Source organism: Stenotrophomonas sp. S41 (genome assembly GCF_016624625.1).
Taxonomy (GTDB): domain Bacteria; phylum Pseudomonadota; class Gammaproteobacteria; order Xanthomonadales; family Xanthomonadaceae; genus Stenotrophomonas.
This window is the reverse complement of record NZ_JACVTV010000012.1, coordinates 13498-40210: the sequence shown is the minus strand read 5'-3', so window position 1 is coordinate 40210 and position 26713 is coordinate 13498. Positions and strand designations below refer to the sequence as shown.

The 26713-nt window shown below is 68.7% G+C and carries 21 protein-coding genes; 17 read left to right on the top strand and 4 right to left on the bottom strand.

Going from position 1 to position 26713, the window contains the following annotated elements; all coding sequences use genetic code 11:
- The first annotated feature begins 78 nt into the window (after positions 1–78).
- Together rimO and IAE56_RS04630 are read left to right on the top strand one after the other, a co-directional pair.
- Entirely contained in the window at positions 79–1440 is a 1362-nt protein-coding gene (rimO, locus tag IAE56_RS04635; RefSeq protein ID WP_108769489.1) for a 30S ribosomal protein S12 methylthiotransferase RimO, read from the top strand.
- On the top strand, positions 1437–2273 hold the full coding sequence (locus IAE56_RS04630) for a DUF3025 domain-containing protein (RefSeq protein WP_200751649.1): 837 nt from the start codon (positions 1437–1439) through the stop codon (positions 2271–2273). Before rimO ends, IAE56_RS04630 begins: the two co-directional genes overlap by 4 nt.
- Before the next feature lie 93 nt (positions 2274–2366).
- Here the strand turns inward: IAE56_RS04630 and greB are convergent, their stop codons facing one another.
- Complete coding sequence (greB, locus tag IAE56_RS04625; protein WP_200751648.1) at positions 2367–2873, bottom strand: transcription elongation factor GreB; 507 nt, start codon at positions 2871–2873, stop codon at positions 2367–2369.
- A 101-nt stretch (positions 2874–2974) separates the two neighbouring features.
- Positions 2975–4480 (bottom strand): helicase HerA-like domain-containing protein, encoded by a 1506-nt coding sequence (locus IAE56_RS04620; RefSeq protein ID WP_200751647.1) that lies wholly within the window; start codon positions 4478–4480, stop codon positions 2975–2977.
- A 123-nt stretch (positions 4481–4603) separates the two neighbouring features.
- On the opposite strand from IAE56_RS04620, the gene IAE56_RS04615 reads away from it, so the two are divergent.
- Both IAE56_RS04615 and IAE56_RS04610 read left to right on the top strand, forming a co-directional pair.
- The gene (locus IAE56_RS04615) at positions 4604–6211 is read left to right on the top strand and encodes a transglycosylase SLT domain-containing protein (protein ID WP_200751646.1); all 1608 of its coding nucleotides are present in this window, start codon (positions 4604–4606) and stop codon (positions 6209–6211) included.
- An 18-nt stretch (positions 6212–6229) separates the two neighbouring features.
- The gene (locus IAE56_RS04610; protein ID WP_200751645.1) at positions 6230–6577 is read left to right on the top strand and encodes a ribonuclease E inhibitor RraB; all 348 of its coding nucleotides are present in this window, start codon (positions 6230–6232) and stop codon (positions 6575–6577) included.
- A gap of 94 nt (positions 6578–6671) precedes the next feature.
- On the opposite strand, the gene asd is transcribed toward IAE56_RS04610, so the two are convergent.
- On the bottom strand, positions 6672–7514 hold the full coding sequence (gene asd, locus IAE56_RS04605; RefSeq protein ID WP_200751644.1) for an archaetidylserine decarboxylase: 843 nt from the start codon (positions 7512–7514) through the stop codon (positions 6672–6674).
- Positions 7511–8161: an SCO family protein gene (locus IAE56_RS04600; protein ID WP_108769482.1), complete on the bottom strand. Its 651-nt coding sequence runs from the start codon at positions 8159–8161 to the stop codon at positions 7511–7513. The genes asd and IAE56_RS04600 overlap by 4 nt, the downstream gene beginning before the upstream one ends.
- Positions 8162–8283: 122 nt before the next feature.
- Between IAE56_RS04600 and prmB the strand changes: the two genes are divergently transcribed.
- From prmB to IAE56_RS04535, 13 genes are all read left to right on the top strand, one after another.
- Complete coding sequence (prmB, locus tag IAE56_RS04595; RefSeq protein ID WP_108770725.1) at positions 8284–9213, top strand: 50S ribosomal protein L3 N(5)-glutamine methyltransferase; 930 nt, start codon at positions 8284–8286, stop codon at positions 9211–9213.
- The gene (gene aroC / locus IAE56_RS04590; RefSeq protein ID WP_108769481.1) at positions 9210–10313 is read left to right on the top strand and encodes a chorismate synthase; all 1104 of its coding nucleotides are present in this window, start codon (positions 9210–9212) and stop codon (positions 10311–10313) included. Before prmB ends, aroC begins: the two co-directional genes overlap by 4 nt.
- A complete protein-coding gene (locus tag IAE56_RS04585; RefSeq protein ID WP_200751643.1) occupies positions 10306–11343 on the top strand; it encodes a D-glycerate dehydrogenase in 1038 nt (345 codons plus the stop codon). The genes aroC and IAE56_RS04585 overlap by 8 nt, the downstream gene beginning before the upstream one ends.
- Before the next feature lie 91 nt (positions 11344–11434).
- Positions 11435–12463 (top strand): aspartate-semialdehyde dehydrogenase, encoded by a 1029-nt coding sequence (locus IAE56_RS04580; protein ID WP_164072893.1) that lies wholly within the window; start codon positions 11435–11437, stop codon positions 12461–12463.
- Between the two features lie 125 nt (positions 12464–12588).
- Positions 12589–14616 (top strand): FimV/HubP family polar landmark protein, encoded by a 2028-nt coding sequence (locus IAE56_RS04575; protein WP_200751642.1) that lies wholly within the window; start codon positions 12589–12591, stop codon positions 14614–14616.
- A 23-nt stretch (positions 14617–14639) separates the two neighbouring features.
- Positions 14640–14999 (top strand): VOC family protein, encoded by a 360-nt coding sequence (locus IAE56_RS04570; protein ID WP_108769478.1) that lies wholly within the window; start codon positions 14640–14642, stop codon positions 14997–14999.
- 35 nt (positions 15000–15034) lie between these two features.
- A complete protein-coding gene (gene truA, locus IAE56_RS04565; RefSeq protein WP_200751641.1) occupies positions 15035–15805 on the top strand; it encodes a tRNA pseudouridine(38-40) synthase TruA in 771 nt (256 codons plus the stop codon).
- Positions 15802–16458: a phosphoribosylanthranilate isomerase gene (locus IAE56_RS04560; RefSeq protein ID WP_108747095.1), complete on the top strand. Its 657-nt coding sequence runs from the start codon at positions 15802–15804 to the stop codon at positions 16456–16458. The genes truA and IAE56_RS04560 overlap by 4 nt, the downstream gene beginning before the upstream one ends.
- Before the next feature lie 188 nt (positions 16459–16646).
- Positions 16647–17318, top strand: coding sequence for an OB-fold-containig protein (locus IAE56_RS04555; RefSeq protein ID WP_200751640.1), 672 nt, complete (start codon positions 16647–16649; stop codon positions 17316–17318).
- Complete coding sequence (locus IAE56_RS04550; RefSeq protein ID WP_116865115.1) at positions 17318–19336, top strand: hypothetical protein; 2019 nt, start codon at positions 17318–17320, stop codon at positions 19334–19336. Before IAE56_RS04555 ends, IAE56_RS04550 begins: the two co-directional genes overlap by 1 nt.
- A gap of 85 nt (positions 19337–19421) precedes the next feature.
- Positions 19422–24842, top strand: coding sequence for a DNA repair ATPase (locus IAE56_RS04545; RefSeq protein ID WP_200751639.1), 5421 nt, complete (start codon positions 19422–19424; stop codon positions 24840–24842).
- Positions 24839–25546 (top strand): hypothetical protein, encoded by a 708-nt coding sequence (locus IAE56_RS04540; RefSeq protein ID WP_200751638.1) that lies wholly within the window; start codon positions 24839–24841, stop codon positions 25544–25546. Before IAE56_RS04545 ends, IAE56_RS04540 begins: the two co-directional genes overlap by 4 nt.
- 44 nt (positions 25547–25590) lie before the next feature.
- Complete coding sequence (locus tag IAE56_RS04535) at positions 25591–26700, top strand: toxic anion resistance protein (protein WP_164072884.1); 1110 nt, start codon at positions 25591–25593, stop codon at positions 26698–26700.
- The last annotated feature ends 13 nt before the right edge of the window (positions 26701–26713 follow it).

The following is a 26713-nucleotide window of genomic DNA, read 5'->3' as shown; positions in this document are numbered from 1 at the left end:
GCGCCCTTTCAGGCCCCGGCCCCCAGGTCCCCCTGCCATGCCGGCAGGGGCCCAGGCCCCCAGAGTCCCGCGATTTCCATGTCCCAGCTGAACCCCAAAGTCGGCTTCGTCAGCCTTGGCTGCCCGAAGGCCCTTGTCGATTCCGAGCGCATCCTGACCCAGCTCCGCTCGGAAGGTTATGACATCGTCCCGTCCTACGATTCGGCCGACGTGGTGGTGGTCAACACCTGCGGCTTCATCGATTCGGCGGTGACCGAATCGCTGGACGCCATTGGCGAGGCGATGAACCAGAACGGCAAGGTCATCGTCACCGGCTGCCTGGGCAAGCGCCCGGAGCAGATCCGCGAGGCGTACCCGAACGTGCTGGCGGTGTCCGGCCCGCAGGACTACCAGAGCGTGATGGAAGCGGTGCACGAAGCGCTGCCGCCCAAGCACGACCCGTTCGTGGACCTGGTGCCGGACTACGGCATCAAGCTGACCCCGCGCCATTACGCCTACCTGAAGATTTCCGAGGGCTGCAACCACAAGTGCAGCTTCTGCATCATCCCGTCGATGCGCGGCAAGCTGGTTTCGCGCCCGGTGGATGAGGTGCTGCGCGAAGCCGAGCGCCTGGTGCGCGGCGGCGTGCGCGAGCTGCTGGTGGTTTCGCAGGACACCTCGGCCTACGGCGTGGACGTGAAGTACGCCGAGAAGATGTGGCGCGACAAGGCCTACCAGACCCGCCTGAAGGCGCTGTGCGAAGGCCTGTCCGAGCTCGATGCCTGGGTGCGCATGCACTACGTCTACCCGTACCCGCACGTGGACGAAGTGGTGCCGCTGATGGCGGAGAACCGCATCCTGCCGTACCTGGACATCCCCTTCCAGCACGCCAGCCCGCGCATCCTGCGCCTGATGAAGCGCCCGGGCGCGGTCGAGAAGACCCTTGAGCGCGTGCAGAACTGGCGCCGCATCGCCCCGGACATCACCGTGCGTTCGACCTTCATCGTCGGCTTCCCGGGCGAGACCGAGGCCGAGTTCGAAGAGCTGCTGTCGTTCCTGGACGAAGCACAGCTGGACCGCGTGGGCGCGTTCGCCTATTCGCCGGTCGAGGGTGCTACCGCCAACGACCTGCCCGATGCCGTGCCGGAAGAAGTGAAGCAGGAGCGCCTGGCCCGCTTCATGGAGAAGCAGGCGCAGATTTCCGCCGCGCGTCTGGAAGCCAAGATCGGCACCGTGCAGCAGTGCCTGGTCGATGCCATCGAAGGCGATATCGCCGTGGCCCGTTCCAAGGCCGATGCGCCGGAGATCGACGGCCTGGTGCACATCCAGAACGCCGACCAGGTGCCGCTGCGCGTGGGCGAGTTCGTCGACGTGGAGATCACCGAGAGCGACGAGCACGACCTGTACGGTGACGCGCTGGCCAGCGCCACGCGTCCGGCGTTCGACCTCAAGGTGCTGTGACCGCAGCGACGGCCGCCGGCGGCGACGCAGGCGGCCCTCGTCGCTTCATCCCGCCGCCGCGTGCGGCGGTCGATGCGCGGGTGTTCGAGCATCCGCTGTTCGATGGCGTGCGCGGCTTTGCCGATCTGCTGGCGGGACCGGGTTGGCCGACCGTCGCCGCGCTGGATGCCCGGCTGGCCCTGCCTGGGCTGCAGCTGGTCGAGCAGGATGCCGCGCTGCTGGCCGATGGCCTGCACTATGAAACCCGCATCGCCCGGGGCCGCCTCGCGACCCGCGCGGACAACTGGCACGACCTGTTCAATGCGCTGGTCTGGGCGGGTTTTCCCCGGCTCAAGCGCGTGCTCAATGCACGGCAGTGCCTGCATATCGCGGCGATGGCGCCCGGCCAGCGTAACCGCGCACAGGCCGCGCTGACCCAGTTCGATGAAACCGGCGTGGTCGTGCAGGTGCGCGATGCCGGCGTGCTGGCCGCATGGGACGCGCACGACTGGCACGCACTGTTCGATGCTTCGCATTGGCAGGGCGGTGGCATCGCTGTGGTGGCGGTGTTCGGCCATGCGCTGATGGAGCAGGCGCTGCTGCCGGGCCGGCTACTGGTCGGCAAGTGCGTGGTGGTGCAGGGCGATGGTGAGGCGGGATGCATCGAGACGGTCACCCGAGCCATCGACGAGGGCCGGGTGCTGGGCGATCCGCTGCAGCTGCGGCCGCTGCCGTTGGCCGGTATTCCCGGCTGGCATGAGGTGCAGGATGCCGCCTTCTACCGCAACGCCGATTACTTCCGCCCGCTGCGCTTCGGCCGCCACTACCCGCCGCCGCTGACGCTGCTTCGGTAGAGTCGACTGTTAGTCGACTGCTCTTCCTGCACCCATGAAAATCCCGCGCTGCGCGCGATAGTCGACCGACAGAGAGTCGACTAACAGTCGACTCTACCGCGGCGCGTACTCCACCCCGATCACCGCGAACGTGAACTGCCCACCGGGCAGCTCCACCGCGAATTCGTCATCGATGCGCTTTTTCAGCAGCGCCCGCGCCAGCGGCGAATCGATGCTGATCCAGCCCAGCCCGGCATCGGTCTCGTCCGGGCCGACGATGCGGTAGCGGCTGGTCTCGCCACTGTCCACGTTCTCCAGCTCCACCCACGCACCGAAGAACACCGCCTGCGGATCGGTCGGCGTGGTGTCGACCACGCGCAGCGATTCCAGGCGCTTGGTCAGGTAGCGCACGCGGCGGTCGATCTCGCCCAGCTGCTTCTTGCGGTAGGTGTACTCGGCATTCTCCGAACGGTCGCCTTCGGCAGCGGCCGCGGCCAGCGCCTTCACCACGTCGGGGCGGCGCACGCGCCACAGGTCATCCAGCTCGGCTTTCAACCGGGCGTGGCCGGCGGCAGTGATCAGGGCGGTGCTTTTTTCTGCGGGGGGACGCCAGCGGGACATGCAGTACGACTTCTTTTCAGGATGACGAATAGGAAGTGGGGTCGGAGCCCGGGGTCAGATCCCTTTCCAGCGGAAAGGGCTCTGACCCCGGCAGTGGAAGATCAACGCTTGCCGCCGAAAATGCCACCGAGAATGCCGCGCACGATCTGGTTGCCCAGCTTGGTGCCGACCGTGCGCGTGGTCTGCTTGGCCATGGTTTCGATCATGCCCTGGCGGCGCTTGGTGCCGAAGATCGCGTCCTTGATCGACTGGCCGAAGCCGCCTTCCTGCGCCTCGTCCTGCTCGCGGCTGCGGGCGGCCGGGGCTGCGGCCTGCTCGGTGGCCTTCTGCGCGCGCTGGGCCAGCAGTTCGGCGGCCGATTCGCGGTTCACTGCGGTGTCGTAGCGGGTGCCGACCGGGCTGCCCGCACGCACCTGCGCGCGCTCGGCTTCGGTGATCGGCCCCATGCGGCAGCGCGGCGGGGCGATCATCGTCTGCTGCACCGGCATCGGCACGCCCTTGTCCTGCAGCGTGGACACCAGCGCTTCGCCGGTGCCGAGCTGGCTGAGGGCCTTGGCCACGTCCAGCTTCGGGTTCGGTACGAAGGTCTCGGCGGCGGTCTTCACCGCCTTCTGGTCGCGCGGGGTGAAGGCACGCAGCGCGTGCTGCACGCGGTTGCCGAGCTGGCCGAGGATGTTGCCCGGCACGTCGTCGGGGAACTGCGAGCAGAAGTACACGCCCACGCCCTTGGAGCGGATCAGCCGCACCACCTGCTCGATGCGCTGCACCAGCGAGGCCGGCGCGTCGTCGAACAGCAGGTGGGCCTCGTCGAAGATGAAGACCAGCTTGGGTTTGTCCAGGTCGCCCACTTCAGGCAGCTGCTCGAACAGTTCCGACAGCAGCCACAGCAGGAAGGTGGAATAGAGCTTGGGCTTGAGTACCAGCTGGTCGGCGGCGAGGATGCCGATCACGCCGCGTCCGTCGTGATTGACCCGCATGAGGTCGGCCAGTTCCACCGCCGGTTCGCCGAAGAAGCCTTCGCCGCCGTCCTGGGCCAGGCGCAGCACGGAGCGCTGGATGGCCGCGATCGACTGTGCGCTGACCAGGCCGTACTCGGTGGAGATGTCCTTGCGTTCCTCGGCCACCAGGCCCAGCAGGGCGCGCAGGTCGTCCATGTCCAGCAGCAGCAGGCCACGGTCGTCGGCCAGCTTGAAGACGATGTCGAGCACGCCCGCCTGGGTGTCGTTCAACTCCAGGATGCGCGCCAGCAGGGTCGGGCCCATCTCGCTGATGGTGGTGCGCACCGGGTGGCCGAGCTTGCCGTACAGATCCCAGAACACAGTGGGGCTGGCGGCCGGTGCGTAGTGGGCCACGCCGATCTCGGCGGCGCGCTGCAGCAGGGCATCGGCGCCGGTGCCGGGTACGGCCAGGCCGGACACATCGCCCTTCACATCGGCCAGGAACACCGGCACGCCCAGCCGCGAGAAGCCCTCGGCCAGGGTCATCAGGGTCACGGTCTTGCCGGTACCGGTGGCACCGGCCACCAGGCCATGGCGGTTGCCGAGTTTCGGCAGCAGGGTGACAGCCACATCGTCGGTGATGCCTTTGCCGAGCAGAATCGGATCCATGGTCCAGCCCTTGTGGTGAATGCGCCCAATGTTAACCGCCGACGGTAGCGGGCCGACGGCCGGGTTGCCCGGACCTTGGCGGCACCGCTACTCTGCCTGCCTGTTTCGCACACAGTGCCACCAATGCCCGTTCCTGTCCTGATTTCCCGTGGTTGGCCGCTGCTGGCGCTTGCCGGCCTGGTATCCCTGGCGCCCGACGCCCATGCGCAGCGTGTTTCGGCGCGGGACCAGGCCAAGGCCGATGCGCTGCAGCAGCGCATGGCCACCGCCGAGAAACGCTACAGCGATGCCCTGCTGCTGGTCGCCAATGCCGACCCCAAGGGCAGCAACGAAGCCGACGCGGCGCTGGAGGACATGGAAGATGTCATCAGCGAATGCGTGAAGCAGAAGGGCTGCCAGATGAGCAACATGCTGGCCACCTACAAGCGCCTGCTGAAGCGTGATGCCGACGCGGCCGCCAGCGATGACAGCGCCGACGAGGGCGGCGACCGCCTGGAGGCCGACCCGGACCACGTGGGCCCGTTGACCGCCGACGTGCCCGAGGCCGCCCGCGCCGCGGCCCTGCTCAACGACAAGCGCCACGCCTTCGACAACATGGTCGACTACAACCCGGCCGTGCAGGCGGGCATCCGCCGCTGGCTGACCGACATGCGTCCGGCCCTGCTGACCAGCTACGAGAACTACCAGAACCTGCGCGCGGTGATGTGGCCCGAGTGGGAAAAGCGCGGCCTGCCCGAGGCGCTGCTGTTCGGCATCATGGCCAAGGAATCCAATGGCCGCGTACATGCGTCCTCGCGCGCTGGTGCGGCCGGCCTGATGCAGTTCATGCCGGCTACCGGCCGCCGCTTCGGCCTCGGCCCGGACGGCACCGGCTTCGATACCCGCTTCGACGCGCGCAGCGCCGCCGAAGCCAGCGCCAGCTACCTCAACGAGCGCCTGCGCGAACTGAACAACAACGTGGAAATGTCGGTGGCCGCCTACAACGGTGGCGAAGGCCGTGCCGCACGCGTGTTCAAGCAGAGCGGCGGGCAGAGCTTCTGGACCGACAGCGTCTACAACCAGTTCCCCGGCGAGACCAAGGACTACGTGCCGATGGTGATCGCCGCGGCGTGGATCTTCCTGCACCCGCAGCAGTACGGCGTGGAGTTCCCGAAGATCAGCGCGCAGCCGGCCACCCTGCGCCTGGCCAAGTCGACCACCATCTACGAGCTGACCATCTGCCTGGGCAGCCACGGCACGCGTGACGGCTACATGCGCGCGCTGCGCAACCTCAACCCGCGCTATGAGGCCGATGGCTGGATTCCGGCCGGTACGCTGATCAACGCCACCACCCGCATCACCGGCCTGTACCAGCGCAACTGCGTCAGCGGCCCGCGCGCGGACCTGGCCCGCACCCTGATCACCGCCGATCTGAATGCGGCCATCGTGCGCCCGACCGCCGCCAGCTACACCGGCAGCGTGGCCGTGGGCGGCGTGGTGCCGCTGGCCGACCCGAACGCCAGCGCCACGGTGCCGACCGCACCGACCGCGCCGGTGGCCGCACCGCGCCCGGCGGCGCCCAAGGCCAAGCCTGCCAAGACCTACAAGGTCGGCAAGGGCGATACCCTGGGCCGCATTGCGGCGAAGTTCCAGTGCGAAGTGCCGACCCTGGCGCGCGCCAACGGCCTGAAGGCCCCCAGCTACAGCCTGCGCCCCGGCCAGGTGCTGAAGCTGCAGGGCTGCGACAAGTAACCGAACCGGAAGAGAGCCATGGACCTGGAAGCAACCCGCGATCTGTTCGCCAACCTGCGCGAGAACACCGACTGGGATCTCGCCACGCCCCTGCTGTGGGGCTATTACTTCGTGCATTCCACCCCGGACCGCCTGCAGGCGCTGGCGACCACTCTGCAGGCGCAGGGTTACGAGGTGATTGAACTGTTCGAGCAGGAGCCGGAAGAGGGCGATGCGCCCTTCCACGTGCTGCACGTGGAGCGCGTGGAGATCCACGACGAAGCGTCGCTGGACCTGCGCAACCAGGAACTGGCCGCTTTGGCCAGCCAGACCGGCGTGGAAGACTACGACGGCGTCGACGTCGGCCCGGCCCCGACCCTGCAGTAACGCACCGCTTTCTGTAGAGCCGAGCCCATGCTCGGCTGTTTTTGCCGGCAGCCGAGCATGGGCTCGGCTCTACAGGCCCGGCATTGCCGCTTCCTCAGCGCAGAGTTGCCAGCGCCTGGCCCAGCTGCACGGGGCTTTCGGCGCCCAGCTGCGGGGCGAATTCGGCCACGCCCGGCGGCAACAGCACGATCACGGTCGAGCCGTAGTTGAAGCGCGCCATTTCGGCGAAACGCTCCAGCTGGATGCCCTGGCCGCGGTAATCCTTGCGGGTGATGCGGTCGCCGTAGGCCGGGATCTCTTCGCCGCTCCACACCGTTTCCACGCCGGACACCAGCAGCGCACCGACCATCACGCTGACCATCGGGCCGAAGCTGGTATCGAAATGGCAGACCAGGCGCTCGTTGCGGGCGAACAGGCGCGGCACGCCGTTCACCGCGGCCGGACCGACGCTGAACAGGCGGCCCGGCACGTGCACGGTCTCGCGCAGGGTGCCAGTCCAGGGCATGTGCACGCGGTGGTAGTCACGCGGTGACAGGTACACCGTGGCGTACAGGCCGTCGTTGTACGGCTTGGCGTCCTCGTCGCTGCCCAGCAGCTCGGCGGCGGTGAAGGACTGGCCCTTGGCCTGGAAAATGCGGCCGGCCTCGATCTTCCCCAGCTGGCTGATGCGGCCGTCGGCCGGCATCACCAGGCTGCGCGGATCGGCATCGGCCACGCGCGCGCCCGGCTTCAGGGCGCGGGTGAAGAACTGGTTGAAGGTCGGGTAGCTGCGCGGGTCCGGGTTGGCCGCTTCGTCCAGGTTGACGTTGAACTTGCGGGTGACGGTGTCGATCAGCCAGCGCGACACGCGCGGGTCGTCCGAGTACGCCAGCGAGCGCGCCATCGAGGACAGCAGGCGGTGGGGCAGGGCGTACGTCAGGGCGGTGGTCAGGCTCATGGGGCGGATTTCTCGGTCAGCTTCTGCAGGTCGCGGGCGATGGCCGGCGCGTTGAACGGGGGCCGCACCAGGCCGGCAAGGCGGCCCTGCGGGTCGAGCACGGCCAGGCTGGCCGAGTGCTCGACGGTGTAATCCTCTGGATTCTCGTCGAAATGCTTGCCCGGCACCTTCTGGAACACGAAGCCCAGCGAGGTGGCGAAGCGCTCCAGCGAGGGAATGTCGGCGGTGGCGGCCAGGGTGTCCTTGTGGAAACCGTGCACGTACTCGCCCAGGCGGATGGCGTTGTCACGGTCCGGGTCCACCGACACGAAAAGCACGCGCGGGCGCAGCGTGTCGGGCAGGGCTTCCCACTGCTTCTGCGCACCGGCCAGCTCGGCCAGGGTGGTGGGGCAGACGTCCGGGCAGAAGGTGAAACCCAGGAACACCAGGGTCCAGTGGCCCTTCAGCTCGCCGGGGATGAGCCGGGTGCCATCGGACTGGGCCAGGTTGAAATCGGGCAGCTCGCGGGTGTGCGGGTACAGGGTGATCGCTTCGGTGGCCGGCTGGTTGGCCGGCGGCTTCGGCGCGAACACCTGCTGCGCGGCCAGCAGGCCCAGGCCCGCCGCCAGGGCGATCAGCAGGATGATGCCGACGTTGCGATTGAACATGGGAGCCCCCGCAGGAAGTAATCCCCATCATACCGGCTGCAGCCTGATCGTTTCCGTCGCAACGGATGCCGCCGCGGGCGCCAGCCTCTATAATCGTGGGCCACTTTGCCCGCAGTACCGCCATGACCGCTGAAACGGCCGCCGAACTCCACACGATCATCGACCTGATCCGCTACGGCACCAGCCGTTTCAACGAAGCCGGGCTGACCTTCGGGCACAGCTACGACAACGCCCTGGACGAGGCCACCCAGCTGGTGCTGCACAGCCTGCACCTGCCGCACGACCTCGGCCCGGCCTACGGCCAGGCGCGCCTGCTGCAGGCCGAGAAGGTCCGCGTGCTGGAACTGTTCCAGCGCCGCATCGACGAGCGCGTCCCGGCCGCCTACCTGACCGGTGAAGCCTGGTTCGCCGGCCTCAGCTTCAAGAGTGATTCGCGCGCCCTGGTGCCGCGTTCGCCGATCGCCGAGCTGATCGAGTGCGGCTTCGAGCCGTGGCTGGCCGGCCGCGATGTCAGCCGTGCGCTGGACCTGTGCACCGGTTCGGGCTGCATCGCCATCGCCATGGGCCACTACTACCCGAACTGGGAAGTGGACGGCGTCGACCTGAGCGATGACGCGCTGTCGCTGGCCGAAGAGAACAAGGAACGCCTGCAGGCGCACAACGTCACCCTGCTGAAGTCGGACCTGTTCAACGGCCTGACCGGGCGCCACTACGACCTCATCGTCACCAACCCGCCGTACGTCACCAACGACGAGACCGATGCCCTGCCGCAGGAATACTCCTACGAGCCGGAAATGGGCCTGCGTGCCGGCGACGACGGCCTGGACCTGGTGCTGAAGATCCTGCGCGACGCCCCGCTGCACCTGAGCGAGGACGGCCTGCTGATCTGCGAAGTGGGTGAATCCGAACAGCACCTGATCAAGCTGCTGCCGGAAGTCGATTTCGCCTGGGTGGAGTTCAAGGTCGGCCAGATGGGCATCTTCGCGGTCGAATGCCGCGAGCTGATCGCCCACAGCGCACGCATCACCGAACTGGCGGCGCAGCGCCCGTGAGTTCCAATTCGTTCGGCAAGCTGTTCACCGTCACCACGTTCGGCGAGTCGCACGGGCCGGCCATCGGCTGCGTGATCGACGGTTGCCCGCCGGGGCTGGCGCTGGACGCGGCCGAATTCACCCACGACCTGCAGCGTCGCGCCACCGGCAAGAGCCGGCATACCTCGGCGCGGCGCGAGGCCGACGAGGTCGAGATCCTGTCCGGCGTGTACGAGGGCCTGACCACCGGCACCCCGATCGCGCTGCTGATCCGCAACACCGACCAGCGCAGCAAGGATTACGCGAACATCGGCCAGCAGTTCCGGCCGGGCCATGCCGACTACAGCTACTGGCACAAGTACGGCATCCGTGACCCGCGCGGTGGCGGCCGTTCTTCGGCCCGCGAGACCACCATGCGCGTGGCCGCCGGCGTGGTCGCCAAGAAGTGGCTGGCCGAGCGCTTCGGCGTGACCGTGCGCGGTTACCTGTCGCAGCTGGGCGAGATCCGTCCGGGCGGTTTCGACTGGTCGGCGGTGGAAGACAACCCGTTCTTCTGGCCGCACGCCGAACAGGTGCCCGAGCTGGAGGCGTACATGGATGCGCTGCGCAAGTCCGGTGATTCGGTCGGTGCGCGCGTGGACGTGGTGGCCGACAACGTGCCGCCGGGCTGGGGCGAGCCGATCTACGGCAAGCTCGACGGCGACCTCGCCGCCGCGCTGATGAGCATCAACGCAGTGAAGGGCGTGGAGATCGGCGATGGTTTCGCCAGCGCCGCGCAGAAGGGCACCGAACACCGTGACCTGCTGACCCCGCAGGGCTTCGCCAGCAACCATGCCGGCGGCATCCTCGGTGGCATTTCCACCGGCCAGCCGGTGGTCGCGTCCATCGTCCTCAAGCCCACCTCCAGTCTGCGCCTGCCGGGCCCGTCGCTGGATACCGAGGGCAACGTGGTCGAAGTGGTCACCACCGGTCGCCACGACCCGTGCGTCGGCATCCGTGCCACCCCCATCGCCGAGGCGATGATGGCCCTGGTGCTGATGGACCAGGCCCTGCGCCACCGCGCCCAGTGCGGTGACGTCGGCACCATCACCCCGCGCATTCCCGGGCAGATCGATGGCTGATACCCGGCCGACGGTGTGGGTGAGCCAGCCGCTGATCGACGCGGCCATCGCGCCGCTGCGCGATCGCGTGCAGCTGCTGGCCACCGACACCGTCACCGCCTGGTCGCCGCAGCAGATCGCCCAGCGCCTGGCCTCGGTCGACGGCGCGATCATCACCCTCAACGAGCGCATCGGCGCGGCCCAGGTGGCCGATGCCGCGCAGCTGCAGGTGATCGCCAACGTCGGCGTCGGCTACAACAACCTGGATGTCGACGCGCTGAGCGCGGCCGGCATCCTCGCCAGCAACACCCCGGACGTGCTCACCGAGACCACGGCCGACCTCGGTTTCGCCCTGCTGATGGCCACCGCGCGCCGCATCACCGAATCCGAGCGCTGGCTGCGTGAAGGGCAGTGGGGGCAGTGGTCGTTCCAGACCATGCTCGGCGCCGACATCCACGGCAGCACGCTGGGCATCCTTGGCATGGGCCGCATCGGCCAGGGCGTGGCCCGCCGTGGCGCGCTCGGGTTCGGCATGAAGGTGCTGTACCACAACCGTTCGCGGCTGCCGGCCGAGACCGAAGCCGCGCTCGGCGCGACCTACGTGGACCTGGACACGCTGCTGGCGCAGTCCGACCACCTGGTCACCGTGCTGCCGTATACCCCGGCCTCGCACCACATCATCGATGAGGCCGCGCTGGCGAAGATGAAGCCGTCCGCCACGCTGGTGAACATCGCCCGCGGCGGCATCGTCGACGAACTGGCCCTGGCCGATGCGCTGGCCCATGGCCGCCTGGCCGCCGCCGGCCTGGATGTCTACGAAGGCGAACCGAAGGTGCGCCCGGAACTGCTGGCGCTGCGCAACGTGGTGCTGACCCCGCATATCGGCAGCGCCTCGCTGGGCACCCGTACCGCCATGGTGCAGCTGGCCGTGGACAACCTGCTGGCCGGCCTCGGCCTGGCCGGCGAAGCGGCGCGCATGCCGAGCGCGATCAACGCCGACGCGGCCCTCGCCGCGCGTGGCGTGCTGGGCAAAAAAACCGGGAAACGATAGGGAACCTCTGCGCGCCCCGCCTGAGGAGGTTCCCCGAACCCAGCTGTCGTGCGTGAGTTTTCCCCCTTTCCGTTTTCGTGAGAGTTCCCCCATGAGCAATGCACAACGCAGCTTCCACGTCGCCATCGTCGGTGCCACCGGCGCCGTCGGCGAAACCATGCTGGCCATCCTGGCCGAGCGCAACTTCCCGGTTGGTACACTGAGCCTGCTCGCCTCCGAGCGCTCGGCCGGCGGCGAAGTCGAGTTCGAAGGCCAGAAGGTGAAGATCCAGGACCTGGCCACCTTCGATCCCAGCGGCGTGGAGATCGCCCTGTTCTCGGCCGGTGGCAGCGTCTCCAAGGAGTACGCGCCGAAGTTCGCCGCCGCCGGTGCGGTGGTGATCGACAACTCCTCGGCCTTCCGTTACGACGATGACGTGCCGCTGGTGGTGTCCGAGGTCAACCCGGACCAGGTCGGCAACCGTCCGCGCGGCATCATCGCCAACCCGAACTGCTCGACCATGCAGATGCTGGTGGCGCTGGCGCCGCTGCACCGCAAGTACGGCATCGAGCGCATCAACGTCTCCACCTACCAGTCGGTGTCCGGCGGTGGCCGTTCGGCGATGGAAGAGCTGGGCAAGCAGACCGGCCAGCTGCTGAGCTTCCAGGAGATCGATCCGCAGCGCTTCCCGGTGCAGATCGCCTTCAACCTGATCCCGCACATCGACGACTTCCAGGACAACGGCTTCACCAAGGAAGAGATGAAGCTGGTCTGGGAAACCCGCAAGATCCTCGGCGACGAGAGCATCCTGGTGAACCCGACCGCCGTGCGCGTGCCGGTGTTCTACGGTCACTCCGAATCGGTGGCGATCGAAACCCGCGACAAGGTGACCGTGGCCGAAGCGCGCGCGTTGCTGGAACAGTCGCCTGGCGTGGAAGTGGTGGACCGCCATGAAGCCGGTGGCTACCCGACCCCGGTCACCCACGCCTCGGGCACCGATGCCGTCTACGTCGGCCGCATCCGTGAAGACCTGTCGCACCCGCGCGGCCTGAACCTGTGGATCGTCTCGGACAACGTGCGCAAGGGCGCGGCATTGAATGCCGTGCAGCTGGCCGAGCTGGTCGCCGCCGAACAGCGCTGATCCCTCGCTGTGTAGAGTCGAGCCATGCTCGACTGCTTTGAGGGCAGTCGAGCAAGCTCGACTCTACCGGGCGCTGCCCCCTGGGTGGGTGCGGACCGTGGTCCGCACGCTTTATAGTGTCGCCCATGAATAAACGGGCCAAGGGCGCCTCACGCCCGCTCCTCTATCTCTCTGCCGCGCTGCTGGCACTGGCCAGCAGTTCGGCCATGGCCCTGGGCTTGGGCGACATCCGCGTGCTGTCGCGCCCCGGCCAGCCGCTTCTGGCCGAAATTCCGGTGGTGTCCGCCGATCCTTCCGAACTGCAGAACCTGCGCGTGGCGCTGGCCTCGGCCGTCACCTTCGAGCGGGTCGGCCTGCAGCGGCCCACCGGCCTGGTCAGCGAACTGCAGTTCGAACTGACCACCAACAAGCAGGGCAGGGCGGTGGTGCGGGTCACTTCGCAGACGCCGGTGGAAACCCCGTCGCTGAGCTTCCTGATCGAGGCCGACTGGGGCCAAGGCCGCCTGGTCCGCGAATACTCGGCGCTGGTCGATGCGCCCGCCAGTGCGCTGGCCGTGGCCGAGCCGGAAATCGTCGCCCCGGCCGGCATGCTGTCCAACACCATCGCCCGCGACACGCCCGCGCCGGTCGCGCCGTCCACGCAGGCCGCATCGCCGGCGGCGCCTGCCGTCGCCGCCCGTGCGCCCGCACCGCGCCCGCGCGCCGCCGCGCCCGCGGCCAAGGCCGGCGCCGACGGCAACATCACCGTTCAGCAGGGCCAGACCCTTTCGCAGATTGCCGGTGAGCTGGCCCGTAGCAACCAGATCAGCCGCGACCGGGCGATGATCGCCCTGCTGCGCGCCAACCCCGAGGCCTTCATCCGCGGCAACGTGAACCTGCTCAAGCAGGGCGCGGTGCTGCGCGTACCCGGCAGCGATGCGCTGGCCGCGATCGATGGCAATGAAGCCGCCGCGCTGGTCCGCGAGCATGCCGCGCAGTGGCGCCAGGCGCGGACCGTGCCGCAGCCGGCCGGTGCACCCGCGCCCGCCGCCACGCCGGCCGTGGCGGCGGCCACCGCCGCTGCCGCGACGGCCGGGGCACGTCTTGAGATCGCTCCGGCGCTGGCGTCCGACGCCGCGCACGCGGGCACAACCACCGGCACCGGTGCCGGCAGCGAGGGTGACATGCTGGGCAATGAACAACTGCGGCAGGCCAGGGAAGACGTTGCCACCCGCGACGCCGAGATCGGCGAGCTGAAGCAGCGCGTGGCCGAGCTGGAGAAACTCAAGGACCAGCAGCAGTCGCTGATCGCGATGAAGGACAACGACCTGGCCGCTGCCCAGCAGCGCCTGGGGCAGGCACCCGGCGCGCCGGCCGGTGGCACGCCGTGGTACTGGCTGGGCCTGCCGCTGCTGTTGCTGGTGGCCGGCGCCGCCTGGCTGCTGCGCCGTCGCAAGCCCTCGCCGCTGCCGCCGCTGCGCGAGGAGGGCGATGCCGTGGCGCTGGCCGCTGCGGTGCCTGCCGGTGCTGCGCTGGATTCGCTGGCCGAACAATCGTCCTGGGTCACCGGCCACGAAGATGACGGCCGCCAGGAACCGTCGATGCCGGCCTGGGCCATCGAAGAGGATCATGTCGTCCACGCGCATGACGCGCAGGCCGACGAGGCGCCGTCTGCACTGGTCGTGCAGGAGGACGAACCGGTGGCGCAGCCCGCTGCGGATGTCGAGGCCTCCTGGCAGGTCGGGGCGCTGGTCACCGACGAGGGCGACGAACTGCCGCCGGCGGTGAGCGACGCACCGCGCTGGGACGAACCCGAGGCCGTGGCGCCGGAACCGGCCGACGCGGCCCCCGTGCCCGCCGATGAGATCGGCGTGCCCGACTATGCCCTGCACGCCGAGCAGCAGCCGGAATTCCGTGGCGTGTTCGATCTGCCGGCCGAGCAGGCCGAGCAGGCGCAGCCCGTGGAGGCAGCCAGCGAAGACCTGGACCTGGCCGCAGGCTCCAGCAGCAACGACTGGGCCCCGCGCGCGGGCCAGGAGCGCCTGGAACTGGCCATCGCCTACCTGGACCTCGGCGATGCGCAGACCGCGCGGACCCTGCTGGAAGAAGTCGCCACCGATGGCGACGTGCACTGCCAGGCCCAGGCGCGCGAACTGCTCGCCCGCCTGGACTGACCACTGGACCACAGGGGCCGCCCATGAGCCGCGAAAACCGCATCGACTACGTTGAGTTCGCCTCGGTCGACCCGGCCGCCAGCCGTGCCTTCTTCGAGGCCGTGTTCGGCTGGTCGTTCGTCGACTACGGCGAGGACTACACCGCCTTCGACGATGGCCGCCTGCAGGGCGGTTTCTTCCGCGGCCAGCCGCAGCGTGCCGAGGCCGGCGCACCGCTGCTGGTGCTGTATGCCGACCTGCTGGCACCGGTCGAAGCCGCGGTGCGCGCGGCCGGTGGGCAGGTCGTCCGGCCCGTATTCTCTTTCCCCGGTGGCAGCCGCTTCCAGTTCGTCGAGCCCGGTGGCAACGAACTGGCGGTCTGGTCCGAACGCGACCCGGCCTGAGCGTCGCTCCACCCGCAACATCGAGGTAGCAGCACATGCGTTACGCGCTCGGCGTCGAGTACGACGGCAGCGATTTCAGGGGCTGGCAGAACCTGGGCGAGGGCGGACCCAGCGTCCAGGCCAGCCTGGAGAAGGCCTTGTCCTCGGTGGCCGACGCGCCGCTGCAGGTGGTCTGTGCCGGCCGCACCGATGCGGGCGTGCATGGCCAGTGCCAGGTCGTGCATTTCGATACCGACGCGGTGCGCGACCCGCGCGCCTGGATGCTGGGCACCACCACCCGCCTGCCGCGTTCGATCGCGGTGCGCTGGTGCGTGCCGGTGGCCGATGATTTCCACGCCCGCTTCTCGGCGCGCGCGCGCCGCTACCGCTACCGCCTGCTCAACCGCGAGGTGCGCCCGGCGCTGGACCGGCAGACCCTGAGCTGGGAACGGCGGGCGCTGGACGAGACCCTCATGCATGCCGCCGGCCAGGCCCTGCTCGGCGAGAACGACTTCAGTGCGTTCCGCTCGGTGCAGTGCCAGGCCCTGCATGCGCGGCGTGAACTGCAGTCCCTGCAGGTCAGCCGCCAGGGCGAGGTGATCGAGGTGGCGGTGCGTGGCAATGCATTCCTTCATCACATGGTCCGCAATATCGTCGGTTCGCTGATCATGGTCGGCAGCGGCGAGAAACCGGTGGAGTGGATCGCCGAGCTGCTGGCCGGCCGTGATCGCACCGTTGCCGGCCCTACCGCACCTCCGCAGGGGCTGGTGTTCCTGGGGCCGCTGTACCCCGACAACTGGCAACTGCCTGCCGAGGTCACCTTATGAGCCGCTCCTACTACCGTACCCGCATCAAGTTCTGTGGCATGACCCGCGCCGGCGATGTGCGCCTGGCCGGCGAACTGGGCGTGGACGCGGTGGGTTTCATCTTTGCCCGTGAAAGCAGCCGCCGGGTAGCCCCGGCCGAAGCCCGGGCGATGCGCCAGGCGATCGCACCGATGGTCGACGTGGTGGCGCTGTTCCGCAACAACAGCAAGGAAGAGGTGCGTGAAGTGCTGCGCACCGTGCGTCCAACCCTGCTGCAGTTCCATGGTGAGGAAGACGAGAGCTTCTGCCGCAGCTTCAACATGCCCTACCTGAAAGCCATCGCCATGGGCGGTCGCGAGGACGTCAACGCACGCACGCTGCAGCTGCGTTACCCGAGCGCGGCCGGCTTCCTGTTCGACAGCCACGCCCCGGGCGGCGGTGGCGGCACCGGCGTGGCCTTCGACTGGGCGCGCATTCCCACCGGCCTGCACCGCCCGTTCCTGCTGGCCGGCGGGCTGAACCCGGAAAACGTGAAGGACGCCATCCTCGCCACCCTGCCGTGGGGCGTGGATGTGTCCAGCGGCATCGAGGTCGAGCCGGGCATCAAGGACGGCTACAAGATGCGCACGTTCGTCGAGGAAGTGCGCAGCGCCGACTGCACCGTGCTGGAGTAACGGCACGGTTGCCCGTGCGGTGCCGCCTGCGGGCGGCCCGCACCTTCACATTTGTCCCTGCACGCATTCTTCACATAGGATGAAGGGAACGCTGCGGCCATGAAGGCCGCTGCCGGATGCACGGAAGCGCCCTTGGTGGGCGCGTTCCGAACAGGTGCCACGCGCCCCTCAGCCTAGGAAGGCAAGCGATGCAGGAGTTCTTCACTGTCGTTTTCGGCTACCCGACCTTGCCGTACAGCATCGTGCTGGCGGTATCGCTGGTCTATTGGGGACTTGCCGCTTTTGGCCTGGTCGATGACGGCTTCGGCGACCTCGGCGCCGACGGTGCGCTGGACGGCGGCACCGACCTCAGTGGCCTGTCGGCCCTGCTGCAGCGCTTCGGCCTCGGCGGCGTGCCGGTCATGGTCGTGGTCACCCTGCTGGGGTTCTTCGGCTGGGCGTTGACCTATTTCATCCATCTTTTCATCCTGCTGCCGCTGCCGTACGTGCTGCGCTGGGGCTTCGGCACGCTGGTGGCCGTGCTCGCGCCGCTGCCGGCCGTGCCGATCACCGCACTGCTGCTGCGGCCCATCCGCAGTTTCCTGCAGCGCCTGCAGCCGGTTGCGCAGGCCTCCCTGCTGGGCCGGGTCGGCGTGGTCGCCTCGCCGCGGGTGGACGCCCGCAGCGGCCATGCCAATGTCGATGATGGCGGCGCCGGGCTGATCCTGCAGGTGCGCAGCGACATCGAACTGCAGCGTGGCGAGCGCATCGTGCTGGTCGAGCACGTGGCCGAACAGCACTACTACCGGGTGGTCCGCGCCGACGCGGTCGCCCTCGATTTCCAGGACAACCTGCTTCCGGGCAACAAGGAGAATCACTGATGAGTTTCGCTGGCGCGGCCCCCTTCCTGATCGGGATCATCGTCGTCGTAGGCCTGCTGCTGGGCCTGGCCGGACTGTTCAAGGCGTTCTACCGCAAGGTCGACCAGGGCGTGGCCCTGATCGTCAACGACATGAGTGCCACGCCCAAGGTGCACTTCACCGGTGCGCTGATCATCCCGGTGCTGTACCGCGCCGAGCTGATGCGCATCAGCCTGATCACCCTGCAGATCGACCGCCGCGGCAAGGAAGGCCTGATCTGCCGCGACAACATGCGCGCCGACATCGCCGTGGCCTTCTACCTGCGGGTGAACGAAACCCAGGCCGACGTGCTGCGCGTGGCCAAGGCCATCGGTGCCGACCGTGCGTCGGACAAGCACGCGGTCGATGAGCTGTTCAACGCCAAGTTCTCCGAGGCGCTGAAGACGGTCGGCAAGAAGTTCGACTTCACCGAGCTGTTCGAGAAGCGCCAGGAATTCCGCGACGAGATCATCGCGGTCATCGGCAACGATCTCAACGGCTACGTGCTGGAAGACGTGGCCATCGATTACCTGGAGCAGACCCCGAAGTCGCTGCTGGATCAGTTCAACATCCTCGACGCGCAGGGCATCCGCAAGATCACCGAGCTGACCGCCGCGCAGAACGTGGTGACCAACGAGCTGGAGCAGAACGAGAAGCTCGCCATCACCAAGAAGAACGTGGAAGCGCGCGAAGCGCTGCTGGCCCTGGAACGCCAGCAGGCCGAGGCCGAGGCGCGGCAGAAGCGCGAGATCGAGACCATCCGCGCACGCGAGGAAGCCGAAACCGCCAAGGTGCAGGAAGAGCAGCGCCAGCTGTCCGAGAACGCACGCATCGAAGCGCAGCAGCTGATCGAGATCCGCGACCAGAACCGCCTGCGCGAAGTGGAAGTGGCCGAACAGAACCGCCAGCGTGCGGTGGCCATCGAAGCCGAGCGCGTCGAGCGTGCGCGCCAGCTGGAGCAGGTCACCACCGACCGCGAAGTGCAGCTGCAGGGCGTGGAGCGCGACAAGGTGGTCGAGCAGGGCAAGATGGACGTGGCCAACATCACCCGCGAACGCATCTCCATCGACAAGACCGTGGCCCAGGAAGAAGAGCGCATCAAGGAAGTGCGCGAGGTCTCCGAGGCCGACCGCCAGAAGCAGGTGCTGATCCTGGAAGCCGAAGCGAAGGCGCAGGAATCGCTGGTGCGCGAAGTGAAGGAAGCGCAGGCCCGCGAAACCGCCTCCAAGCACCGTGCCGTGGAACTGACCACCCTGGCCCAGGCCGAGCACGAAGCGGCCGGCAAGCAGGCCGAGGCCAAGCGCCTGCTGGCCGACGCCTTCCGTGCCGAACAGGCGGCGCCGGGCCTGGCCGAAGCGCAGGTGCGTGAAGCCTCCGCGCTGGCCATCGAGAAGGTCGGTATCGCCGAAGCCCGCGTGATCGAAGCCAAGGCCGAAGCCAACCTGAAGCAGGGCAGCAACGAGGCTCGCGTGCTGGCCGAGACCCTGCAGGCCCAGGCCCAGGGCGAGGAGAAGATGGGCTTGGCCCGTGCCACCGCCACCGAATCGCTGGGCAACGCCGAAGCCGGCGTGGTGCAGAAGAAGCTGCTGGCCGAAGCCGAGGGGCTGGTGCGCAAGTTCGAGGCGATCGCCTCGCTGAGCGACCAGGCACGCGGCCACGAAGAGTTCCGCATGATGCTGGACAACAGCCTGAAGCAGGCGCTGGCCTCCATCGAAGCGGGCAAGGAAGTCTCGCGCGAGAACGCCAACGTCATTGCCAGCGCACTGCGCAACGCCGACATCGACCTGGTCGGTGGCGACGGCGGCATGTTCGAGAATCTGGTCAAGGCGGTGTCGCTGGGCAAGTCGATCGAAGGCTTCGCCGGCAAGAGCCCGATCGTGCAGGAGCTGATGCAGCGCTACCTGGGCGTGGCCGTGGCCGAACCGGCACCGCGGCAGATCGCCGGGGACGCCGAGGTGGCGCCGACCGTGTCGGCCGCCGTGGTCGACAGCGCCCGTTGATGCACCGGGCGATGGCCGCTGCGGCCATCGCCCGCCCGCGCCGGCCGCGACCACGGCCGGCCGTCCGTGAGCCGGAAGCCTGCTGATGTCTGAAACCCATCCGTCCGCCGAAACCCCCGCGCCGGAGGCCGGCGGCAACACCGTCGACCAGGCCGTCGCCCAGGGCGGTGCCTACGAAGTCCTGCGCCGCCGCCTCAGCGAGCAGGGCCAGCGCCTGCAGGCCCTGGCCGAGACCCTCAACCGCCAGCGCCTGGCCGAATTCGGTGACAGCCGCCTGGAGGTGATCGGCCGCTTCCGCATCCGCAGCGAAAACAACTGCGTTGGCCGGGATATCGTCCAGGTCGGGCCCGACCGCCTGCTGTTCGGCTACAACGTCTACATCGGGCTGAAGACCCACACCCGCATCGAGGATGTGTTCGGCCTGTACCGGCTGGTGCAGGGCAAGGATGGCTACGACGTGGCTTCGCTGGAGCTGAAGGGCAGCTTCCTCGACCAGCCCGGTTTCGTGCACGACTTCAACGAGCTGTATTCCTACTACAAGCACGCGCGCCTGCTGCAGCTGATCGTGGTCGGCGACAAGCTGCTGGCCTCGTTCCAGATCGGCGAGCGCAGCAGCGACGTGCGCGTGTTCCGCTGGGCGCTGTCGCGCGAAGGCGAGCTGACCTATCTCGATGCGCGCGGCGAACGCGATATCGCGCTGCCGCCGCCGTTCGATTTCGAATGGACCAAGGCTACCCGCGACCTCGCGGTCAACGGCCGCCATTCGCACCTGAACATCCTCGACACCCTGTTCGTGGAGACCACCGGTGGCGACCTGACCATCAAGGTCGAGAACAACACCGAGACCGGGCAGGGCATCTACAGCGAACCGGTGGAGGACAGCACGCAGTCGCTGGACGACGCACAGTTCGAGTTCGCCCGTGTCGGCTCGCTGCTGCTGCTGAAGGTGCTGCCGTACCGCGAGACCGTCTGGCGCGGGCTGATCTACAACACGCTCACCGGCGACATCGTGCGCAACGACGCCATCGTCCAGGCCTGTGTGCAGCTGCCCGAAGACCACGGCGTGATCTTCCCCGGCGGCTATTACCTGCAGGGCGGCGAGCACAAGGCCTTCGATGCCTCGATGGCCGGCATGCAGTTCAAGCGCAGCATCCGTTCGCCCAATGGCGAGGACGTGCTGTACATCTTCTATGAGCGCGAAGGCGGGCGCTCGGCGCTGTTCGTCTACAACACCATCCAGCGCGTGCTGCAGAACCCGGTGTTCGGCCACGGCTATGCGTTCATGCAGGATGGGCGCATGGTGCTGTTCCATGCCGAGGGCACCGAGCCCACGCGCATCCATCCGATGCAGGTCTGGCAGACGCCGTTCAGCAGCGACGAGTTCGCCGCCAGCCGTCCGCCCGGCAACACTTTCATGGGCCGCATCGGCAATGCGGAGCTGGTGCGCGGCATCTCCAACCTGTTCAACCTGGCCCGCGAGATCGACGGCCAGGATGTCTCGGTGCAGCGCTACCAGCGCCTGGTGGCCGACACCCGCCGCCTGTTCGATGCCCACCACTGGCTGGGCGACGAGGCCTGCGATGGCGCCGAGGCGCTGCTGCGGCAGATCAGCGCCACCGGCGAATCGGTGTTGGACGAATACGAGAAGGTCCAGTCCATCCGCGAGCAGTCGGCGCAGGCGATGGTCGAGGCGGAGGCCAGCTTCAAGGGTCTGCTGGGCCGGCTGCAGCCGCAGAACTGGAACGAGGTACAGGCCTTTGTCGAGGCACTGAACGAGATCACCGCGCTGCGCGGTCGCCTGCTGACCATCCGCGAGCTGCGCTACATCGACACCGCGCGCATCGAAGCGATGGCCGCCGAACTGGTACAGGCGCAGGACCGGGTCGGCGCCGCCACCGGCGAATTCCTTGCCGGCGATGCCGCGCTGGCGCCGCTGGGCAGCCGCCTGCAGGTGCTGGACGAAGCCGCCCAGCAGGCAGCCAGTGCGCGCCAGCTGGACGGGCAGCTGGACGGCATGCGCGGCATGGCCAGCGACCTGGACATGCTGTCCGAACTGATGGCCGGGCTGAAGGTGGACGATGCTACCGCGCGTACCCGCGTGGTCGAATCGATTTCCGCGCTGTACGGGCGCCTGAACCAGGCGCGCACGCGCGCCGAGCAGCGACGCCGCACCCTCGGTTCGGCCGAGGCCGTGGCCCAGTTCGCCGCGCAGTTCGCCCTGTTCTCGCAGTCCATCACCAGTGCGCTGGCGATGGCCAGCGACCCGGAAAAGGCCGACGAGCAGCTGTCGCGCCTGCTGGTGCAGCTGGAAGAACTGGAAAGCCAGTTCGGCGAGCACGAGCAGTTCCTCGGCGACATCCTCAGCAAACGCGAGGAGCTGGTCGAGGCCTTCGAGACGCACAAGCAGGCGCTGCTGGATGACCGCCAGCGCAAGGCGCGTTCGGTGCTCGACGCGGCCAACCGCATTCTCGATGGCCTGGCCAAGCGCACCGAGCGCTTCGCCACGGCCGATGAACTCAACGCGTTCTTCGCCGGCGATCCGCTGATCCTCAAGCTGCGCGAACTGGCCGAGCGCCTGCGTGCGCTGCGCGACAACGTCAAGGCCGATGACATCGAGGCGCGCCTGAAGGGCGTGCGCGACCAGGCGGTGCGCCAGCTGCGCGACCGCAGTGATCTGTACGAGGCCGGTGGCAACGTGGTCCGGCTCGGTCCGCGGCATCGTTTCAGCGTCAACACGCAGGCGCTGGACCTGACCCTGCTGCCGCGTGGCGACACGCTGGCCATCCACCTCACCGGCACCGATTTCCTGGAAACCCTGCACGATCCGGAACTGGATGCGCTGAAGCCGTTCTGGCCGGTGACCCTGGATTCGGAATCCAATGCGATCTACCGCGGCGAGTACCTTGCCGGCAGCCTGCTGCTGGCCGCGCAGGCCGGCCGCGACGGCCTGGACCTGGCCCAGCTGCAGCACGACGTCGCCAGCCCCGAGGCGCTGGACCAGCGCGTGCGCACGTTCGCCGCACCGCGTTACCGCGAAGGTTACGAGCGTGGCATCCACGACCATGACGCCGCGCTGATCCTGCGCGCGCTGCTGCCGCTGCAGCAGTCGGCAGGCGCGCTGCGGCACGCACCTCGCGTGCGCGCACTGGCCCTGCTGTTCTGGGCCGCGCAGCAGCGCGAGGACGCGGTGAAGCAGTGGCCCAGCCGCCAGGCCGGTGCAGAGACCATCGCCCGTCTGTTCGGCTCCGACGAAGGACGCAACGCCCTGCGCACGGAAATGGCGGCAGCCATCGCCGCGTTCGCGCAGGCCGAAGCCTTGCCGTTCGATGATGAAGCCGCCGAGGCGGCGGCCGCTTACCTGGGCGAAGAGCTGATCAACGGCGAGCCGGTGTTCAGCACCAGCAAGCATGCGCAGGCGCTGCTGGATGCGCTGGCCCAGCAGCTGGAACAGGCTGGGCAGCGCGAGGCGCTGGAACGCGCCCTGCAGCGTGCACAGGAGCCGCTGGCGGCACGCTGGGCGCTGGCCGGGCAATGGCTGCGCGCACTCGCCGGTCTGCCTGCCCAGGCCGCACACGCTGGCTACGCCGACGAGGCCGCGGCGCTGCTGCTGGTGCAGCGCCAGCTGCGCACGCGCGGCAGCGACGCACCGCTGCGCGTCGACGTGGCGGGCCTGCTGGGTGAACACCCGCGCATCCACGGCGGCACGCTGTCGCTGTCACTGGATGACTTCCTGGCACGCCTGCAGCATCACCTGAAGCGTTTCGTACCCGATTTCCATGCCTACCAGGCGGTGCGCCAGGGCATCATCAACCGCGAACGGCAGACCCTGCGCCTGTCTGAATTCAAGGCGCGGCCGCTGTCCTCGTTCGTGCGCAACAAGCTCATCAACGATGTCTACCTGGGCGTGATCGGCGACAACCTGGCCAAGCAGATGGGCACGGTGGGCGAGAACAAGCGCAGCGACCTGATGGGCCTGCTGATGATGATCTCGCCGCCGGGCTACGGTAAGACCACGCTGATGGAATACGTGGCGCACCGGCTCGGCCTGGTCTTCATGAAGATCAACGGCCCGGCGCTGGGCCACGAGGTGCGCTCGCTGGACCCGGAACAGGCGCCCGACGCGACCTCGCGGCAGGAGCTGGAAAAGCTCAACCTAGCCCTGGAGATGGGCAACAACACCATGCTGTATGTCGATGACATCCAGCATACCCATCCCGAGTTCCTGCAGAAGTTCATCTCGCTGTGCGATGGCACCCGCCGCATCGAAGGCGTCTGGCGCGGCCGCACCCGCACCTACGACATGCGCGGCAAGAAGTTCTGCGTGGTCATGGCCGGCAACCCGTACACCGAGTCCGGCGAGGTGTTCAAGATTCCGGACATGCTGGCCAACCGTGCCGACATCTACAACCTCGGCGACGTGCTGGGCGGCATGGAGGCAGCGTTCACCCTCAGCTACATCGAGAACAGCCTGACCTCCAACCCGGTGCTGGCACCGCTGGCCACCCGTGACATGGCCGACCTGTACCTGCTGGTCGACCGCGCGATGGGCAAGGACGTGTCGACCAACGGGCTCAGCCACGCCTACAGCGGCGCGGAAGTGAACGAGATCACCGCCACCCTGCAGCGCATGCTGCGCGTGCGCGACGTGGTCTACCGGGTCAACCAGCAGTACATCGCCAGTGCCGCGCAGGATGACCGCTACCGCACCGAGCCGCCGTTCCGCCTGCAGGGCAGCTATCGCAACATGAACAAGCTGGCCGAGAAGATCTCGCCGGTGATGAACGAGGACGAGCTGCAGCAGCTGATCTCCGACCACTATCTGGGCGAGGCGCAGCTGCTGACCACCGGCGCCGAAGAGAACCTGCTGAAGCTGGGCGAGCTGCGTGGCGTGCTGGATGAGGCGCAGGCGCAGCGCTGGGCGCAGATCAAGCGTGACTTCCTGCGCAACAAGGCCATGGGCGCCGACGACAGTGATGTCGGCGGACGCGTGGTCGCGCAGCTGGCCGACATCGCCAGTGCCCTGCAGCTGCCGCCGGCCGCGCCGGTGCTGGCCGCGGAGCCGGCGCCGTGGCCGGCACTGCTGGAGGCGCTGCAGCGCCTGGCCGAGGTGCGCCCGGCAGAGCATCCACCATCAGAGCATGCACCGTCAGAGCCTGCACCCGCGGCGCCAACCGAGCCGGTGCAGATCGCTGCGCCCAGCGCTCCGGCCAGGCCGCTGGCTGATGACCTGCAGGCCGGGCTGGCGCCGCTGGTGCAGCTGCTGGTCGCGTCGCAGGCACGGCAGGAACAGGTGTCGCAGACCCTGGCCGCATTCGCCGGGTGGGCCCGGCAGCAGGTCGAGGGCGCGGCGGGCAGCAACGCCGCGGCGGTGCGCCGTCCGCGCGTGCGCCGCGCCACCACGCCGGAGGAACGCGCACTGGATGAGGCGCTGATGCGCCACTTCTACGGCGAGTCGCTGCCCACCGATGCCGCTGACGGCACACCGATGCCGCCGCCGCTGCCGTGACTGACACTGCGCCCCTGCCAACGCCGCAGCGGCCGGACACGGCCGATGTCGCGCGCGTGGGCGAGTACGGCGCGCCCTTGCTGCAGGCGCTGGCCGCTCGCGAAGCTGCGCTGCCGGCGACGGCCGGCGACGGCCTGGTGGCGGCGCTGGCACGCATCGCGCTGGCCCTGCAGTCGGCCGACCCGGCGCGCCTGCGTCGGCAGGAAAGCTGGTGGGGCCGCCTGCTCGGCCGCGATGTCGAGCGCGAAGCCGAGGGCCGCGGGCTGCAGTCGCAGCTCGGCGTCCTTGCCCTGCAGGCACGCGAACAGGCCCAGCAGCTGCAGCAGCACATGGACCTGCGGGCTGCCGCGATCAGCGCCGCAGGGCAGGCCGCCGAGGCACTGGAGGCCTGGGCGGATGCCGGCGCCGCCTGGCGCCCGACGCTGGACGCCTCCGGCCGCGCCGCGCTGGCGCCGCGCATCGACCATCTGCAGCGGCTGGCGGCACTGCGCCGCATCGAGGCCGGCCAATGGCAGCTGCTGCAGGAACAGGACGCGGTGCTGCTGCAGCGCTTCGCCCGCATCCATGATGTCCTGCTGCCGGCATGGCGGCAGGCCGCACTGGCCGCGCAGGCCGCCGCCGGCGCGGTCCGCGCCGGGCAGGCGGCCACGCTGCACGCACAGATTGATGACGAGGTCGCGGCGGCTCAGGCTAGACTGCGCTGAGCCGGCCGCCGCTGCCGCTAACCCACCTGCAAGGAGACTGCCCGATGACCCAGGACAGCCAGCACCCCGGCACCCTCGTGCCCACCCCGGCCATCCCTTCCGCACTGGACGAGGGCGCGCTGCAGGCCCTGGGCCTGGTCCGCGAGGATCTTCCCCGCATCGCCGAGATCCGCCAGGAACTGGACGACCTGCGCCCGGGCAACCTGCAGGTGTTCGGCCGCGAAGCCGCGTCGCGCACCGCCGCGTTCTCCAGCCAGCTGCTCGACCAGGTGCGCAACCGTGACCTCGATGCCAGCGGCGACAAGCTCGGCGAAGTGGTGCGCATCGCGCGCAGCCTGAAACTGGATGGCTTCGCCCAGCGTTCCAAGGTGCCGGTCATCGGCGGCCTGATCGATCGCCTGCGCGTGTCCAAGGGCGAGCTGGTGCAGAAATTCAGCGATACCAATGCGCAGATCGAGCAGCTGCTGGGCGACGTCGGCGTGCAGCAGGCGCTGATGGGCAAGCGCGTGGGCGAGTTCGACCGCATGCACGAGATCGTGCGCGAGGAGCGCCACGCGCTGGGCCTGTATGCCGCCGCCGGCAAGCAGCGCCTGGCCGAACTGCAGGCAGAGCAGCTGGCGGGGCAGGGCAGTGATGACCCGCAGCAGCGCATCCGCCAGAGCGAGGTCGACAATGCGATCCGCCTGATCGAAAAGCGCGTGTCCGACCTGCAGTTGATGCAGCACGCCGCCGACCAGTCGCTGCCGATGATCCGCCTGATCCAGGCCAATGCGCTGCAGCTGATCGAGAAGTTCAACACGGTGCGCGAGATCACCATCCCGTCGTGGAAGCGCCAGTTCGCCATCCAGCTGTCGCTGGGCGAGCAGAAGGCCGCGGTCGAACTGTCCACCGCCATCGACGATGCCACCAACGAGATGATGCGCCGCAATGCCGACCTGCTGCGCCAGGCCTCGGTGGATACCGCGCGCAGCAACCAGCGCGGCGTGATCGACGTGGCCACGCTGCGCCACGTCCACGACCAGCTGATCGCCACGGTCGAGGAAGTGCGCAGCATCCATCGCGAGGGCATGCAGCAGCGGCAGCAGGCCGAAGTCGAACTGTCGCGCCTGCGCGAGGACCTGCAGCAACGGCTGGCCGCACCCACCGCGCCCTGATTGCGTGACGGTT

Bases quoted from the DNA above. Each gene is read 5' to 3' on its own strand.
- rimO (WP_108769489.1), top strand. From the start codon at position 79: ATGTCCCAGCTGAACCCCAAAGTCGGCTTCGTCAGCCTTGGCTGCCCG.
- greB (WP_200751648.1), bottom strand. From the start codon at position 2,873: ATGTCCCGCTGGCGTCCCCCCGCAGAAAAAAGCACCGCCCTGATCACT.
- IAE56_RS04620 (WP_200751647.1), bottom strand. From the start codon at position 4,480: ATGGATCCGATTCTGCTCGGCAAAGGCATCACCGACGATGTGGCTGTC.
- IAE56_RS04615 (WP_200751646.1), top strand. From the start codon at position 4,604: ATGCCCGTTCCTGTCCTGATTTCCCGTGGTTGGCCGCTGCTGGCGCTT.
- IAE56_RS04610 (WP_200751645.1), top strand. From the start codon at position 6,230: ATGGACCTGGAAGCAACCCGCGATCTGTTCGCCAACCTGCGCGAGAAC.
- asd (WP_200751644.1), bottom strand. From the start codon at position 7,514: ATGAGCCTGACCACCGCCCTGACGTACGCCCTGCCCCACCGCCTGCTG.
- IAE56_RS04600 (WP_108769482.1), bottom strand. From the start codon at position 8,161: ATGTTCAATCGCAACGTCGGCATCATCCTGCTGATCGCCCTGGCGGCG.
- prmB (WP_108770725.1), top strand. From the start codon at position 8,284: ATGACCGCTGAAACGGCCGCCGAACTCCACACGATCATCGACCTGATC.
- IAE56_RS04585 (WP_200751643.1), top strand. From the start codon at position 10,306: ATGGCTGATACCCGGCCGACGGTGTGGGTGAGCCAGCCGCTGATCGAC.
- IAE56_RS04580 (WP_164072893.1), top strand. From the start codon at position 11,435: ATGAGCAATGCACAACGCAGCTTCCACGTCGCCATCGTCGGTGCCACC.
- IAE56_RS04575 (WP_200751642.1), top strand. From the start codon at position 12,589: ATGAATAAACGGGCCAAGGGCGCCTCACGCCCGCTCCTCTATCTCTCT.
- IAE56_RS04570 (WP_108769478.1), top strand. From the start codon at position 14,640: ATGAGCCGCGAAAACCGCATCGACTACGTTGAGTTCGCCTCGGTCGAC.
- truA (WP_200751641.1), top strand. From the start codon at position 15,035: ATGCGTTACGCGCTCGGCGTCGAGTACGACGGCAGCGATTTCAGGGGC.
- IAE56_RS04560 (WP_108747095.1), top strand. From the start codon at position 15,802: ATGAGCCGCTCCTACTACCGTACCCGCATCAAGTTCTGTGGCATGACC.
- IAE56_RS04555 (WP_200751640.1), top strand. From the start codon at position 16,647: ATGCAGGAGTTCTTCACTGTCGTTTTCGGCTACCCGACCTTGCCGTAC.
- IAE56_RS04550 (WP_116865115.1), top strand. From the start codon at position 17,318: ATGAGTTTCGCTGGCGCGGCCCCCTTCCTGATCGGGATCATCGTCGTC.
- IAE56_RS04545 (WP_200751639.1), top strand. From the start codon at position 19,422: ATGTCTGAAACCCATCCGTCCGCCGAAACCCCCGCGCCGGAGGCCGGC.
- IAE56_RS04535 (WP_164072884.1), top strand. From the start codon at position 25,591: ATGACCCAGGACAGCCAGCACCCCGGCACCCTCGTGCCCACCCCGGCC.